Here is a 12,256-nt window from a genome sequence, read left to right on the forward strand (position 1 = left end):
TACGACGATCGGCTCTCCTCCCTCTTCCCCTCCTCTCCCACTTACCCCTCTACTCCCCACTCGCCATTCCCCACCTTCCCCTTCTCATTAACGAGGTATTTTTCCAAGGCATCCAGATTCTAAAATAGATCGTGTAGGAATGGGGTAAAGTTGCAATGACTCCAAAAGAGGAACTGATTCAAGCCATTGAGCGATCGCCAGATGATGTGGTGCAGGTATTGCTGGAGCTATTGAAGGTGTTGCAGCGGCAGCGATCGGCTGAGGTGGAGTTGTCTAAGCAAGCCAGGACAGGTTCGGAAAAATCGGGCTATGACTTTTCTGATCTGGCGGGGAGGTTGACCTGGCAAGGAAATGCGGTTTCCCTCCAAAGGACGCTCCGCGATGAATGGTAGTCGCTATGTGCTGGATACGAATGCGATTGTGGCACTCTTGCAGGGAAATGTTCAACTCATTCAACTGCTTCAGACTGCGGACTGGCTCGGAATTGCCATCATTAGTCAAATTGAATTTCTGGTGTTTGCTGGACTATCTGAAACCGATCGCCAACTTTTTCAGGAGTTTCTTCAGCGGATAGAGATCATTGATTTGACAGCCAAAGATGTAACTTTGATCGATAAAGTCATTGAAGTTCGTCAACAGTACCGCTTGAAACTGCCAGATGCGATCGTTGCTGCCATTGCAATCCACAGTTCTGCGGGTTTGATTACGGCTGATCAGGAGTTTATGAAAGTGGATGTGTTAACCGTTGTTAATTGGTAGTGTTAATTGGTAGCGATCGCGTGGATAAAGGCGATCGCTCTCGTGACTCGCCAACTAACCCGACGATTGGGGCATGAACTGTCTGAAGAAATGCGCGCTGCAAAGCAGATACCGCAAGGGTCGCGCCTTTTCACCTTGTCTCTACCGATGTTGGAAGACTTGGGCGAGGCGTTGTTAGATTTCACCCGTGTGGCGGATTTAGAGGCTTGGTTGGAGAAGCGCGATCGTAGAACATAGCAAAAATGAACGATCGCACGATCGCTGTTTACTCCAGTGCGATCGACAAAAGAGCGCGATCGACAACGGAACAGGATTAGCAAAAATGCGATCGCTATTCATCTCAGTACGATCAACAATCAGAGCGCGATTGCTTGCACCTGCAAGAGCTATCAGCAGAGGGATTGTGCGGATCGCACCACTCGAAGGATTCATTGCTCAGAGGTAACGGATTGAGGTACTGGGTTGATCGAGTCAGGTTGAAGAGGCGATCGACAATGGAGAGCGATCGCAAAGTTCATTGCTCGATGATTAAGATGAAGGATAAGCTGAGTGGTAAGTGGTCAAATGGAGACGTATGGAGACAACGCTAAATCAACATATCGAAGTTACACCCGGAGTTTGTGGTGGTAAACCTCGAATTGCTGGACGACGCATTTCAGTGGCAGATGTTGTGATTATGTACCTGCGGATGGGGCAGTCTTTGGAGGAGATTGCAGGCAAATATGAGTTATCGCTGGCTTCGGTTTATGCAGCGATCGCGTATTACTATGACTATCGATCGGAGATTGATCAGCAGATGCAAACGGATGAGAATTTTGTGAATGCGCTGATGCAGGCGCAACCTTCTCGATTGCAGGCAAGGTTGAGGGAGTTGCGGGGTGAGTGAGAGGATTCGGCTGCATTTAGATGAAAATGTTGATCCTGATGTTGCAAGGGCGCTACGCCGCCAAGGGATTGATGTGACTACGACGATGGAAGTGGGGTTGTTAGGGCAGGCGGATGAGGTGCAGTTTGCTTATGTTTGTGAGCAGGGACGGGTGATGATGACGCACGATGCTGATTTTCTACGAGTAGCAAGTCAGACCGATGAACATTGTGGCATTGTTTATTGCCGGAAAGGAACACGCACCCTGGGCGAAATCATTCGGGTTTGATTCTGATCCATGAGGTGTTTACTGCTGAGGAAATGAGAGGACAAATTGAATATCTCTAAGCATTATGCGATCGCGACTCATCCCAGTGCGATCGACAATAGGGCGCGCGCTGCTTCGCAGATACCGCAAGGGTCGCTAAAGTTGGATACAACGATCGCGCTTCAGGCAGTGGGCGATCGCATCATTCCACGCTAAGCGTTTGCGAGTTGAGCGGTTTAGCAGAGCGCGATTGCCCTTGAGGGAGCTTCCGAAGAATCGCTTATCAGTAATTTACTATAGCAATTTTATAAATCCAGCTTGCTCAAAATGACGATCGCTGGTGAACGCCTCGGTGATTTGTTCACTCAGCATGACCACAAAACTCGTGCAATCCGTTAATCCCCAGCTTTTATCTAACCGTTGACTGTAAAGCATCCAGCCATTAGTCATTAAGTCTGGACTCAGGGGAATAAGTTGTAAAATTGGAGTTTGACGTAAGCGGTTGATCAGTTGGACTGTATTAAAGCGCAACCTTGGAGTAGAAAGGGCATCGGCGACCTCTAACAGAACAAATTCAGTTGTAATCAGTTTTGCCTTGCGGCTCAGCAAGTCATTCATCACCTGATCTGCACGAGGATGCAATTCGTCATCGGCATTGGTGAGTGCAATCCATGCTGCGGTATCTACAAAAACTTTCACCTGGGTCAATCTTCTCGCTTGGGTGTGCCGTGGAGATAATGATCATGTTGATGAGCTAGGTCACTAATACCTGTGTTCATCTGACAGTCCTTGAGAAGTAAGGTGAAGTCATTCCATGCTGAATCAGGGATTCCTGATTCGCTCTCTTCCTGCACGAAAATGATGATGACTCTTTGCCCATCTCGTCCGGCAATCGGCTGGACTAATTGGACAATTCCACCTTGAAACGTTCCTTCTACGGATAACATAGTGCTCTTTACCCAACGGTCACTTGCTTTCAGTATATATCGAGCCAGACTACAGGGAGCAGTGAAATTAAACTCCGCGATCGCTAAAGTTGAATACAACGATCGACAATAGAGCGATCGCATGAATGATGCTGAACGATCGCATCTTAAATGCAGCAGAGACGTTCCGAAAGCGCGATCGCTATAATTTTGAATATCAACCCAAATGCAGCTAAGCACTATGAGAGCAGTTAAAGCGACAGGTCACGTCGATGAGCGGGGGCAGATTCATCTAGATCAGCCCCTTGCGGATGTGAATGGTCGAGTCGAAGTCATTGTTTTGATTGATGAAACTGAGCCTGAACCTGATCTGCTGGTATCGAAAGAGGAAATTTTGGCTAATTTTCGACAGGCTTGGCACGAAGCAATGACTGGACAAACCGTGCCTGTCTCTCAAATCTGGGACGGGATTGAGCATGACTGAGCCGCCGATCGTACAGGTTGAAGCGGCTAGAACCTTTACTCGTGATTTACGCACTCTGGCAAAAAAGTATCGCAGTATCTACCAAGATGTTCAACCGATTATTGAAGAACTCCAGAACGGCAATATCGTTGGTGATCAGATTCCGAATATCGGTTATGCGGTCTTTAAGGTCAGAATTCGCAACACGGATATTCAGAAAGGAAGGCGATTGTTGAATTTTACCGATCGTGCCTGCGCTTTCAGCAGTGAACTGTTTAGAGCAAGATAAGATGAATAATGATTAGGATTGGGTGAGAATGTGAGTGATTTGTCATCGGAGGAAATTTACCAGGAGGTGGGCAGGATTGTTAGTCAATTTAGGTTGCTGGAGTGCGCTGAGTGTGCGGCAGCAGTTTTAGAGTGGACTGATCAGCGCAGAATTGAGCGAGCTTTACTGAAACTGAGAACGCGATATGACTTTGAAGATTATATTTTGAGCGATCGCTTGGAAGCGATGGGAATTACAGAACCGATTACAGAAAATGGAATTCATTATGGCGTGAAGGTGCGGGGGAAAGTGTTTGATAATTTGTCGACGGAGGGGATGCAGTTAGAGGAGTGGTTGAGCGATTTTCATTGCCCTAGTGAACAGTTTGTGATTGAAGAGATGGAAAACTTTGCGAGTCAATCTGAAGTGCAATAAGGAGGAATGAAAATGGCAGGTCTATTTGAACTGTTAGATAAGATTCGAGTGAAGCCTGGGATGTACATTGGTGGTACTTCGGTCACCGACTTATTTATGTTCCTGGGCGGGTACAAAATCGCACAACAGGAATTTGGGGTCGCGTTCACTGAGGCAGAGAAGCGATTTTATCGAGAGTTTCAGCCTTGGTTGCAGCGGCGATTGGGGATGACAACTTCTCGATCGTGGGCAAAGATGCTGGAGTTTCGTTCGATTAATCAACAAGAAGCATTTGAGTCTTTCTTTAAGCTGTTAGATGAGTTTTGTGAAAGTGAAGGACTGGCTCGGCGTGAACAGCCGCAAACGGCTGAGGCGATGATCCAAGGGGAACGGCTTCGCAACGCGAATGATTCAGAGCAAGTAAAGGCGAGTTGAAGAGACTGTAGCGCGATCGCTAAAGTTGAATACAACGATCGACAATAGAGCGCGATCGCTGAACAAGATTAGCAAAGGTGAACGATGGCGCGATCGCTTATTCATCCCAGGGCGATCGACAGCGGAGCGATCGCAGGAATGATGTTGAACAATGGAGCGATCTCTGAACAGTTCAGAGGTGCGATCTAGATTCTGACACGCACTTGCTAAAATAAAGTCAATTCCTCTGTCAGTCTCAGTATGATGACTCCTAAAGAAGAACTGATTCAAGCCATTGATCAATCACCTGATCAAGTTGTGCATACTCTTTTAGAGATTCTGAGAGTTTTGCAGCGTCAATCGATGCTGGCAGACCATCAATCTAGGCAAGTGGCGAACTCGAACCATGAGACAGTCTCACCCAGGTTGCATCGCAAGCAAGGCGTTCTTGTAATTGAAACGGGGCGGTTAGAAGGATTTGATATGAATGCGTTCATTGGAGAAATGAGAGAGGAACGAATTCAAAATCAGATTGAGCAGGTCGATTTGTGAACGTTTTGTATGATACTTCTGTGCTAATTGCGGCATTGTTGATTGAACATGAAAATCATGATCTTGCTCTGTCTCGACTTGAGATGGCACATCAAGGCGTGGTGAAAGGATATGTTTCGACGCACACTTTAGCAGAGCTTTATTCTGTCATGACTCGTTTACCGCCGCCGTTGAGAGTTTTACCGGATGAGGCAGAAGTTGCGACCCTTGCGGTATCTGCGGAGCAGCGCGCGGATTTATTAGACTACTTGGAGCCTGTGCCTTTGTTTGCCGACGAGTATCAGCAGGCGATTCGACGAGTGGTGACATTGAAGCTTGTTGGAGGTGGAATCTTTGATGCGGTGATTGCTCAGGCTGCTCTGAAGGCTAAAGTGGAGCAGCTTTTGACGTTTAATCCTAAAGATTTCATACGACTGGAAGATGAGGTCGCATCGATCGTGCAAGTGCCTTCGTGAGTTTGAGTTAGCACTTGGCAAAGATTTCAGGGGGCGATCGCGCCTTGAAGTGATGCGATCGCTCTCTGGTTCTAAACCGCGATCGTACTTCTCACTTGAAATCAATGCCTTGCGATCGCATCTCGCAAAGGGTCTGAAGCGCGATCGCTGCTTATCCCAATACGATCTACAAAAGAGCGCGATCGCAGAACACGATTAGCAAGGATGCTGCGCGATCGCTGCTCATCCCAGTACGATCGACAATAGGGCGCGATCGATAAAGTTGAATACAACGATCGTTCATAGACGAGATCGCACTACGAGATCGGCGATCGCGCTTAGATAATTTCGGGACATTCTTGAGAAAAATGGGGACAGGATTTGCGAATGAACATATGTTTTGGTATGAGTTTAGGGCGTATCAACAAGGTATTTATAAAGGTCATCAATCACGGCATTAGCAGCAGACGGATCACTCCATATCCATGTCCAAAAATCGACGAGAAAAACCTGATTATTTTTAACAGCTTTTAGCTGCTTCCAAATGGGCTTTTTCTTTAATCTCTGATAAGTCTCCATTTCTCCCCAATCATAAGTATATAGAAGGAATAAAATGTCGCCATCTAGTATATCCAGTCTTTCCTCAGAGATATTATAAATTCCACCACCAGGCTTAATAACATCCTGCACTGCTGGGCGTTGCAGTCCAACATCATTAAGAATAGAACCCGCAAATGAATTTTTGACTAAAACATAATTGTTGGAAGGAGAAGTACTAGCAACCGAAATGGTTCGATTTTCATAAAGATCACCTAATGCTGCTTTGAGTTCTTCAACTCTCTGATAGTATTGTTCCCAGACTTGCTGCGCCTCTGATTCTTTCCCTAGTATTTCAGCCACCAAATTAAATTGGTCTTTCCAGTCGGGCATATTAAAAGGAATGAGTACCGTAGGCGCAATTTGAGAAAGTAAAGGATATACTGGCTTGAGGGCTGCCCAAGCCAAGATTAAATCAGGCTTAAGCAGGGAGATTTTTTCCAAATTAGGGTTATCTGGAAGTCCTACTTGCTGGATTCCCTCTATCTTTTCACCTAAAAAAGATTGTTCACGCAAATAGTCTCCTTTAAGATCCTCAAGTGTATTAGCATTACTACCAATGGGTTTAACACCTAAAGTGAGTGCATGACTTAGCAAACCATAGTGTGAAAGAACAACAACCCGTTTAGGTTCATTGGGAACGCAGGCTTCCCCCATTGAGTGTTTTACAACTTGGCAAGGTATTGAGATATTCGCTGCGTGTTCTTTTGAAATGTTGCTCAGTTGCATCTTTGAACTGTTGCAAGCTGTAACCAAAAGAACGGATAAAGCCATTAATAGCAATGGCTTCATTACCACATAACTCATCAGGTATTTCTTCACATTCATTGGGCTAGTTTTCCACAGCATTAAACTCTATGAAATTTGTGCTAGTTATCGAATAAATAGCACAAAATGCTAGTTAAAACTCCCAACTAACGGAGCCAACAATGGTCAGTGGGTTTCCTCTGTTAATATAAAGTGTGCCAAAGTTGGCAGAGCTAACATAGTCAATGTCAAAGAGGTTACGAACATTGATTGCTGCATTGAACCCGTTTCGACGATAGTAAATTGCAGCATCAGTCCGCAGGTAATCTCGTACTTGAAATGAGTTTGCCAGATCGCCTTGGCGCTCACCCACGTAAAATAGCCCTAAGCCAAATCCTAACCCTTGCAAATCTCCTTCTTGAATAGTGTAAGTGCTCCAGAGGCTTGCTTGATGCTGTGGCACATTTATAAAGCGATTCCCGACTGTACTGGGTATGGAATTATCTTCGGTGACTTGTGTGTCTGTGAGTGCGTAGGAAGCAATGATATTCCAGCCTGGTAAAATTTCACCCGCCACATCTAACTCAATTCCACGACTTCGCTGTTCTCCAACTTGCACCTGGAAACCTTGTCTTGCTAAATCGGGATCAGGGTCGGGAGTTAGAACGTTTGTTTTAGTGAGATTATAGGCAGCTAGAGTCGTTGACAGCTTACCATCAAGAAAGTCAACTTTGACACCAATTTCATATTGAGTACCCCTAGTTGGCTCAAACGGCTTATTATCTTGATTACGCCCTGATGCTGGACGGAAGGATTGAACATAGCTAGTATAAAGTGAAACATTTTTACTGGGCTGATAAACTAAGCCAATGCGAGGACTAAAAGCTCCGTCATTTTGAGATGTCCTATCACCATCTATTGGCCCGGTTTCATTGGATATCCAATCGTAGCGACCGCCAATCAGCATTTTTAGATTATCACTAAAGGCAATTTGATCTTGCAGGTAAACTCCATAGGATTGACTAATGCCAAGATCGGTTAACAGAGCAGGTGGAATTTCTGGCAGTGGGACATTATAATTTGGGTTGAAAATATCTAGACGGGGCAGATCGACAGCATCGCCACTAAACCCAAAATAATTTACTTCACGGTTGAAGTCAAATCCAGCTACAAGCTGATGGGAGATTGAGCCAGTCTTAAACTTTCCAACCACATCAATGAGTCCAAAGTATTTATCTTCTGCCTCGGCAACCTTAAAGGCAAAGAAATCTGAAAGGAAACGATCCTCCAATAAACTCCCGTATTCAATCGCTTTATAAAAAAAAGAAGAAAAAGCGGCCGAAAAACCATGACGAAGTTGCCAATTATCGTTAAATTCGTGATTTAGAGTATAACCAAATCTTTGATTCTCAGACTCTACTTCCAAAGAGTAGTAAGGACTAACATTCTTAGGTATAAAGCTACCATCACTAAGGAGAGGTTCATAAGCAACATTTCCAACACTCTTACCATATTCATAAAAAAGATTTAGGGTTGTGCGATCGCCTAATTTAAATGAAATCGAAGGCGAAATGCTTGTTATGAACTCACTGACAGAGGTATCCTTAAATCCGCCTCCACCTCCATAAGCAGCAATTAAGCGATACAGAACATTTTTGTCCTCAGTTAAAGGACCCGATAGGTCAATGCTGGGTTGATAAAATCCATAGTTCCCTACGTCAATTCCTATTCTGTAGTAAGGTTCAGCCAGAGGTTTCCGAGTCACATAATTAATCACCCCGCCTGGTTCTAAAGCTCCAAACAAAACTGATGCCGGACCTTTCAGCACCTCTACCTGCTCAATGACTCCAATCGGCGTAAAAGTGCCACTGAGTATTCCATCACGAAAGTTACCAGCCCTCCTGGTCGAAAATCCTCGAATAATAACATCACTGGCTTCAGGCGAAGCTGCGTTATTGTCACCGCCTTGAACCATACCACTGATAGTCTCTAGTGATTCAATCTCCCGTTGCACATTTCGATCTTCTAGCACCTGTCGCGGTACAACCTGAATCGATTGGGGAATATCTCGAATCGGCGTATCTGTCCGCGTCGCCGTACTCGCATTCGGCACTCGATAGCCTCGCGCTCCCTCTCCCGTCACCGTAATTTCTTCTTCTGCCGCATCCTCATCCGGTTCCACACTCAAAATTAAACCTTGATCGCTCTTCACAATTTCCGCAAGAGGCGCGATCACATCTCCCACAATCCGAATCTGTACCGTCGCAGCATTCACCTGAGTTGCGGTTACTTCTGTGATGTCGGTTCCTACGGAGTTGCGCTCTGCGCTAAACGCTGGCTTCTCTGCTCGAAACGACTGCTCAGGCAGCGCCAATACCGCATTCGCAATTTCAGCAATCAGCGTATTTCCTTCTTCTCGCGTGGTGGCTTGCAGCGTTCTCCCATCTGCGGTGTCAATCTGCACCTGGAGCCGACCTGCGATCGGAACCAACCGAATTGCGGTAATTTGTGCTGTCGCTGCTTCCACCTGTGCCGTCCATTCCTGCACCGTTTTCGCACTGGCAGGCAAATCTCGCGCCTGAAGCACCTTCGCGGGTTCTGTTGCCCCTGCACTCGCAGCAACGACCACCGACAGAACGCTAACCGTCCAACTCAAACGCTGTAATCTTTGCCCCGCAGCCCATCGCATCGTCATCTCGTCACACCTTCTTGAAAATCTCTCTCAAGAAATACCAGACCGAGAGAAGCGATCGCAATGGGGACATGGGGGACTAGCGGGACTTTTTCTGAGGGCTAGACGGACTTTTTTCACTGCTGCCTCTGCGATTTACCTAGTACACTGAGGTTAGAAGCACTGTCGGATACTCAATGATGTCCACGCCAGAACAAATTCAAAAAGAGATCCAAGCGCTACCAGAAGAAGCTCAAAGTCTGCTGATCGATTTTATTGAAATTCTGAAAAAGCGCTATCCTAAGTCCCCAGAGCCAAAAGTAGATGCGGAGAAAAGCTACTATCAAAAATTCAAAGAGAGCGGATTGATTGGCTTTGTCTCAGTCGAAGAAGACCTCTCCACAACTTACAAACAAGTCTTGTCTGAACGCTTAAACACAAAATATGATCATCGCTGATACGGGCTTCTGGTTAGCACTCATTGATGAGAAAGACACCTATCACCAAGCCGCCGATCGAGCCTTTCAAACCCACAATGAGCCGCTGATTACAACCTGGGCGGTCATGACCGAAACCTGCTATCTTCTGCTCGATCGCAAAGGCGTTCAGGCGCAGTTGAAATTTATCAATAGCTATAGTCAAAACCTCTTTACGGTGTTTGATCTAGGAATTCAGCACAGTACAAGAATTGCACAGCTTATGCAGCAATACGCAAACCTGCCAATGGATTTAGCCGATGCCTCCTTGGTGATCCTCGCGGAACATCTAGGGCATGGGCGCATTTTCTCCGTTGACCAACGGGACTTCAATACCTATCGCTGGAAAAACACTAAACCATTCCAAAATTTACTGCTCTAGAATACAAGATCTACTCGTTCTTGCTTTGAGATAGTCTTTAGGATTGGTTCCAAATTTCTTCCGAAACGTTTCCGCAAAATAGCGTCGATCGCGAAACCCTACCTGCGCCATCACCTCGCCCACCTTCATCTCTCCGGTCATCAACAACTGTTGCGCCTGATCCATCCGATAATCATGCAGATAGCCAAACACAGGCTTCCCGAACACTTGTCGAAATCCCTGCTTCAGCGCCTTCTCATTCAGCCCTGCCTGCCGCGCCAATTCTGACAATGAAGGCGGTTGATCCAAGTTTCGCAGCAAAATTGTATGAGCATGATGAATGCGATCGACCTCCTCTGCCTTGAGTCGAAACAGTGGCGATCGTCCCTGTTGCACCTCCTGTTCCTGCTCCAGAATCAGCGCGGCGAGTTCCAGCGCCTTACTCTCCAAATACATCCGCTTCATCAGTCCGCGATAAGGGCATTGAATGATCTGCCGCAACACTCCCTGCATGACGGGAGACAACGCCCCCACACGAGCATAAGATGGCTGAGTCGTCCCGATCAACTGCTGAAACTCCAGCGGCACTGTTCCTTGCTGCCCTGCAAACTCAAGGAAGAACTCTGGCGACATCTCCACTATCACCTCTAGAATCGGAAACTGACCAGAGCAAGTCATGACCCCTTTGGACACGACACCACTGCCATGTAGCGCATATTCCAAATTGCCCACCTCTGACACTGGATTTTGATGGTCGCCAGACAGATGACAGTGAAACTGCAACCAAGACTCATCTTCTGAAAATGTCATTCGAGAGCGATCGCGCATCCGAAAATCATCAATCAGCACCGTTAGCCCCTCACGCAAGGCAATCTCTCGTCGATACCCTTGCGCTAGCCAAGTCGGTTTTGGCATCAGCACATCGCACGGATCACCCGGATCGGGATACTCAATCAGATGTGATAACGCTTCCTCCCACTCTGCCCAATCCCGCTCAGATACCGAAATGGTCATGACAATTCGATCTCTACTGAGAATAATTCTTATCAAAGCTTCTCAGAGCATACCATAGGTCTCCGCTCTGCGACTGGCTCAAGGATTCGCGAATATCGGTGTGCCCAGATTGGACTCAACAAGGCTAAGATACTGAGGCTGATTCCCCGCGATCGCAAGTGGAAAAGAATTTCGGGGAATCAGTCTTGATTTATGATGTTCGTCGGAGTTGTCAAAACCTTCATAATGCTGACCGAAACGCTCAATCTGCCTCGTCCCCGTTGGGATATCATTGCTGTCACCACTGCCCTACACTTAGGTGCACTTCTCGCATTCTTGCCCCATCACTTTAGTTGGTCAGCCGTCGGAGTGGCGCTCTTTTTACACTGGGTCACGATCGGGTTAGGAATTTCTCTGGGCTTTCATCGCTTGGCAACTCATCGCAGCTTGCGGGTTCCCAAATGGCTAGAATACGCTCTGATTTTTTGCGGTTCGCTCGCTGGGCAAGGAGCCGTAATTGGCTGGGTGGGCTACCATCGCATTCATCATCGCTATACCGATACCCCGCTTGATCCTCACAACTCGACTCGGGGCTGGTGGTGGTGTCATATCAGTTGGTTGATGCACAGCGTTCCTGCAAAAGCAGAACTCGATCGGGTCACCAAAGATATTGCAAATGATCCCTTTTATCGATTTTGCCACCAGTATTACATCGTGTTTCAGCTTGGCTTAGCTGTTTTGCTCTACGCGCTGGGAGGCTGGTCGTTTGTGGTGTGGGGAATTTTTGTGCGGTTGTTTTTCGGCTTCCATGCGACGTGTTTTGTCAACAGCGCGTGTCATATGTTTGGCTATCGCACCTATGAAACAAGCGATCGCTCGACCAACTGTTGGTGGGTAGCACTCCTGACCTACGGCGAAGGCTGGCACAACAATCACCATGCGTTTCAATCTTCTGCGCGTCATGGCTTGCAGTGGTGGGAACTGGATCTCACATGGCTGACGATTTGCGGTTTGCAAAAGCTAGGACTTGCAACCCACCTCAAATAGG

22 protein-coding genes are annotated in these 12,256 nt (G+C 46.8%); 16 read left to right on the top strand and 6 right to left on the bottom strand.

The window, feature by feature from the left end:
• The first annotated feature begins 155 nt into the window (after window positions 1-155).
• The 3 genes from GS601_RS06235 to GS601_RS06245 are packed head-to-tail and all read left to right on the top strand — an operon-like array spanning window position 156 to window position 996.
• Window positions 156-392, top strand: a complete 237-nt coding sequence (locus GS601_RS06235; RefSeq protein WP_162422222.1) for a hypothetical protein — start codon at window positions 156-158, stop codon at window positions 390-392.
• Window positions 382-759: a type II toxin-antitoxin system VapC family toxin gene (locus GS601_RS06240; protein ID WP_162422399.1), complete on the top strand. Its 378-nt coding sequence runs from the start codon at window positions 382-384 to the stop codon at window positions 757-759. Before GS601_RS06235 ends, GS601_RS06240 begins: the two co-directional genes overlap by 11 nt.
• 6 nt (window positions 760-765) lie before the next feature.
• Window positions 766-996 (top strand): DUF4351 domain-containing protein, encoded by a 231-nt coding sequence (locus tag GS601_RS06245; RefSeq protein WP_162422400.1) that lies wholly within the window; start codon window positions 766-768, stop codon window positions 994-996.
• Here GS601_RS06245 and GS601_RS06250 read toward each other — a convergent pair.
• Window positions 958-1,191 (bottom strand): hypothetical protein, encoded by a 234-nt coding sequence (locus tag GS601_RS06250; RefSeq protein WP_162422401.1) that lies wholly within the window; start codon window positions 1,189-1,191, stop codon window positions 958-960. The genes GS601_RS06245 and GS601_RS06250 overlap by 39 nt on opposite strands.
• Window positions 1,192-1,333: 142 nt before the next feature.
• Between GS601_RS06250 and GS601_RS06255 the strand changes: the two genes are divergently transcribed.
• Genes GS601_RS06255 through GS601_RS06265 form a run of 3 tightly spaced genes read left to right on the top strand, consistent with a single transcriptional unit; the run spans window position 1,334 to window position 2,108 of the window.
• Entirely contained in the window at window positions 1,334-1,645 is a 312-nt protein-coding gene (locus tag GS601_RS06255) for a DUF433 domain-containing protein (RefSeq protein WP_162422402.1), read from the top strand.
• Window positions 1,638-1,913, top strand: coding sequence for a DUF5615 family PIN-like protein (locus tag GS601_RS06260; protein WP_202924894.1), 276 nt, complete (start codon window positions 1,638-1,640; stop codon window positions 1,911-1,913). Before GS601_RS06255 ends, GS601_RS06260 begins: the two co-directional genes overlap by 8 nt.
• A gap of 45 nt (window positions 1,914-1,958) precedes the next feature.
• The gene (locus GS601_RS06265; protein WP_162422403.1) at window positions 1,959-2,108 is read left to right on the top strand and encodes a hypothetical protein; all 150 of its coding nucleotides are present in this window, start codon (window positions 1,959-1,961) and stop codon (window positions 2,106-2,108) included.
• Between the two features lie 78 nt (window positions 2,109-2,186).
• Here the strand turns inward: GS601_RS06265 and GS601_RS06270 are convergent, their stop codons facing one another.
• Complete coding sequence (locus tag GS601_RS06270; RefSeq protein WP_162422404.1) at window positions 2,187-2,591, bottom strand: PIN domain-containing protein; 405 nt, start codon at window positions 2,589-2,591, stop codon at window positions 2,187-2,189.
• Between the two features lie 5 nt (window positions 2,592-2,596).
• On the bottom strand, window positions 2,597-3,058 hold the full coding sequence (locus GS601_RS22855; RefSeq protein WP_202924895.1) for a hypothetical protein: 462 nt from the start codon (window positions 3,056-3,058) through the stop codon (window positions 2,597-2,599).
• 1 nt (window position 3,059) lies between these two features.
• On the opposite strand from GS601_RS22855, the gene GS601_RS06280 reads away from it, so the two are divergent.
• The 7 genes from GS601_RS06280 to GS601_RS06310 all read left to right on the top strand — a co-directional run bounded on the left by GS601_RS06280 (window position 3,060) and on the right by GS601_RS06310 (window position 5,583).
• The gene (locus GS601_RS06280; protein ID WP_162422405.1) at window positions 3,060-3,302 is read left to right on the top strand and encodes a type II toxin-antitoxin system RelN family antitoxin; all 243 of its coding nucleotides are present in this window, start codon (window positions 3,060-3,062) and stop codon (window positions 3,300-3,302) included.
• Entirely contained in the window at window positions 3,295-3,570 is a 276-nt protein-coding gene (locus GS601_RS06285; RefSeq protein ID WP_162422406.1) for a type II toxin-antitoxin system RelE/ParE family toxin, read from the top strand. Before GS601_RS06280 ends, GS601_RS06285 begins: the two co-directional genes overlap by 8 nt.
• A gap of 30 nt (window positions 3,571-3,600) precedes the next feature.
• Window positions 3,601-3,984: a papain fold toxin domain-containing protein gene (locus GS601_RS06290; RefSeq protein WP_162422407.1), complete on the top strand. Its 384-nt coding sequence runs from the start codon at window positions 3,601-3,603 to the stop codon at window positions 3,982-3,984.
• Between the two features lie 12 nt (window positions 3,985-3,996).
• On the top strand, window positions 3,997-4,398 hold the full coding sequence (locus tag GS601_RS06295; RefSeq protein WP_202924896.1) for a hypothetical protein: 402 nt from the start codon (window positions 3,997-3,999) through the stop codon (window positions 4,396-4,398).
• 240 nt (window positions 4,399-4,638) lie between these two features.
• Window positions 4,639-4,929, top strand: a complete 291-nt coding sequence (locus GS601_RS06300) for a hypothetical protein (RefSeq protein WP_162422408.1) — start codon at window positions 4,639-4,641, stop codon at window positions 4,927-4,929.
• The gene (locus GS601_RS06305) at window positions 4,926-5,384 is read left to right on the top strand and encodes a PIN domain-containing protein (protein WP_162422409.1); all 459 of its coding nucleotides are present in this window, start codon (window positions 4,926-4,928) and stop codon (window positions 5,382-5,384) included. Before GS601_RS06300 ends, GS601_RS06305 begins: the two co-directional genes overlap by 4 nt.
• The gene (locus tag GS601_RS06310; RefSeq protein ID WP_162422410.1) at window positions 5,350-5,583 is read left to right on the top strand and encodes a hypothetical protein; all 234 of its coding nucleotides are present in this window, start codon (window positions 5,350-5,352) and stop codon (window positions 5,581-5,583) included. The genes GS601_RS06305 and GS601_RS06310 overlap by 35 nt, the downstream gene beginning before the upstream one ends.
• A gap of 191 nt (window positions 5,584-5,774) precedes the next feature.
• On the opposite strand, the gene GS601_RS06315 is transcribed toward GS601_RS06310, so the two are convergent.
• Together GS601_RS06315 and GS601_RS06320 are read right to left on the bottom strand one after the other, a co-directional pair.
• Entirely contained in the window at window positions 5,775-6,788 is a 1,014-nt protein-coding gene (locus GS601_RS06315; protein WP_202924897.1) for an iron-siderophore ABC transporter substrate-binding protein, read from the bottom strand.
• 73 nt (window positions 6,789-6,861) lie between these two features.
• Window positions 6,862-9,402 (bottom strand): TonB-dependent siderophore receptor, encoded by a 2,541-nt coding sequence (locus GS601_RS06320; RefSeq protein WP_202924898.1) that lies wholly within the window; start codon window positions 9,400-9,402, stop codon window positions 6,862-6,864.
• A 173-nt stretch (window positions 9,403-9,575) separates the two neighbouring features.
• On the opposite strand from GS601_RS06320, the gene GS601_RS06325 reads away from it, so the two are divergent.
• Window positions 9,576-9,836: a hypothetical protein gene (locus GS601_RS06325; protein WP_238393108.1), complete on the top strand. Its 261-nt coding sequence runs from the start codon at window positions 9,576-9,578 to the stop codon at window positions 9,834-9,836.
• Entirely contained in the window at window positions 9,823-10,236 is a 414-nt protein-coding gene (locus tag GS601_RS06330; protein WP_162422412.1) for a type II toxin-antitoxin system VapC family toxin, read from the top strand. Before GS601_RS06325 ends, GS601_RS06330 begins: the two co-directional genes overlap by 14 nt.
• Here the strand turns inward: GS601_RS06330 and GS601_RS06335 are convergent.
• Window positions 10,225-11,229, bottom strand: a complete 1,005-nt coding sequence (locus GS601_RS06335; RefSeq protein WP_162422413.1) for a helix-turn-helix transcriptional regulator — start codon at window positions 11,227-11,229, stop codon at window positions 10,225-10,227. The genes GS601_RS06330 and GS601_RS06335 overlap by 12 nt on opposite strands.
• Window positions 11,230-11,421: 192 nt before the next feature.
• On the opposite strand from GS601_RS06335, the gene GS601_RS06340 reads away from it, so the two are divergent.
• Entirely contained in the window at window positions 11,422-12,255 is an 834-nt protein-coding gene (locus GS601_RS06340; protein WP_238393109.1) for an acyl-CoA desaturase, read from the top strand.
• Window position 12,256 lies beyond the last annotated feature (1 nt).

The organism is Myxacorys almedinensis A (genome assembly GCF_010091945.1).
GTDB classification, from domain to species: Bacteria; Cyanobacteriota; Cyanobacteriia; order Leptolyngbyales; family Leptolyngbyaceae; genus Myxacorys; species Myxacorys almedinensis.

What these genes read in the sequence shown, in the direction of transcription:
- GS601_RS06320 (WP_202924898.1), bottom strand. Translation starts at nt 9,402, where the DNA reads ATGACGATGCGATGGGCTGCGGGGCAAAGATTACAGCGTTTGAGTTGG.
- GS601_RS06340 (WP_238393109.1), top strand. Translation starts at nt 11,422, where the DNA reads ATGATGTTCGTCGGAGTTGTCAAAACCTTCATAATGCTGACCGAAACG.
- GS601_RS06335 (WP_162422413.1), bottom strand. Translation starts at nt 11,229, where the DNA reads ATGACCATTTCGGTATCTGAGCGGGATTGGGCAGAGTGGGAGGAAGCG.
- GS601_RS06325 (WP_238393108.1), top strand. Translation starts at nt 9,576, where the DNA reads ATGATGTCCACGCCAGAACAAATTCAAAAAGAGATCCAAGCGCTACCA.
- GS601_RS06300 (WP_162422408.1), top strand. Translation starts at nt 4,639, where the DNA reads ATGATGACTCCTAAAGAAGAACTGATTCAAGCCATTGATCAATCACCT.
- GS601_RS06330 (WP_162422412.1), top strand. Translation starts at nt 9,823, where the DNA reads ATGATCATCGCTGATACGGGCTTCTGGTTAGCACTCATTGATGAGAAA.
- GS601_RS06255 (WP_162422402.1), top strand. Translation starts at nt 1,334, where the DNA reads ATGGAGACAACGCTAAATCAACATATCGAAGTTACACCCGGAGTTTGT.
- GS601_RS06310 (WP_162422410.1), top strand. Translation starts at nt 5,350, where the DNA reads ATGAGGTCGCATCGATCGTGCAAGTGCCTTCGTGAGTTTGAGTTAGCA.
- GS601_RS06315 (WP_202924897.1), bottom strand. Translation starts at nt 6,788, where the DNA reads ATGAATGTGAAGAAATACCTGATGAGTTATGTGGTAATGAAGCCATTG.
- GS601_RS06240 (WP_162422399.1), top strand. Translation starts at nt 382, where the DNA reads ATGAATGGTAGTCGCTATGTGCTGGATACGAATGCGATTGTGGCACTC.
- GS601_RS06295 (WP_202924896.1), top strand. Translation starts at nt 3,997, where the DNA reads ATGGCAGGTCTATTTGAACTGTTAGATAAGATTCGAGTGAAGCCTGGG.
- GS601_RS06250 (WP_162422401.1), bottom strand. Translation starts at nt 1,191, where the DNA reads ATGAATCCTTCGAGTGGTGCGATCCGCACAATCCCTCTGCTGATAGCT.
- GS601_RS06235 (WP_162422222.1), top strand. Translation starts at nt 156, where the DNA reads ATGACTCCAAAAGAGGAACTGATTCAAGCCATTGAGCGATCGCCAGAT.
- GS601_RS06285 (WP_162422406.1), top strand. Translation starts at nt 3,295, where the DNA reads ATGACTGAGCCGCCGATCGTACAGGTTGAAGCGGCTAGAACCTTTACT.
- GS601_RS06280 (WP_162422405.1), top strand. Translation starts at nt 3,060, where the DNA reads ATGAGAGCAGTTAAAGCGACAGGTCACGTCGATGAGCGGGGGCAGATT.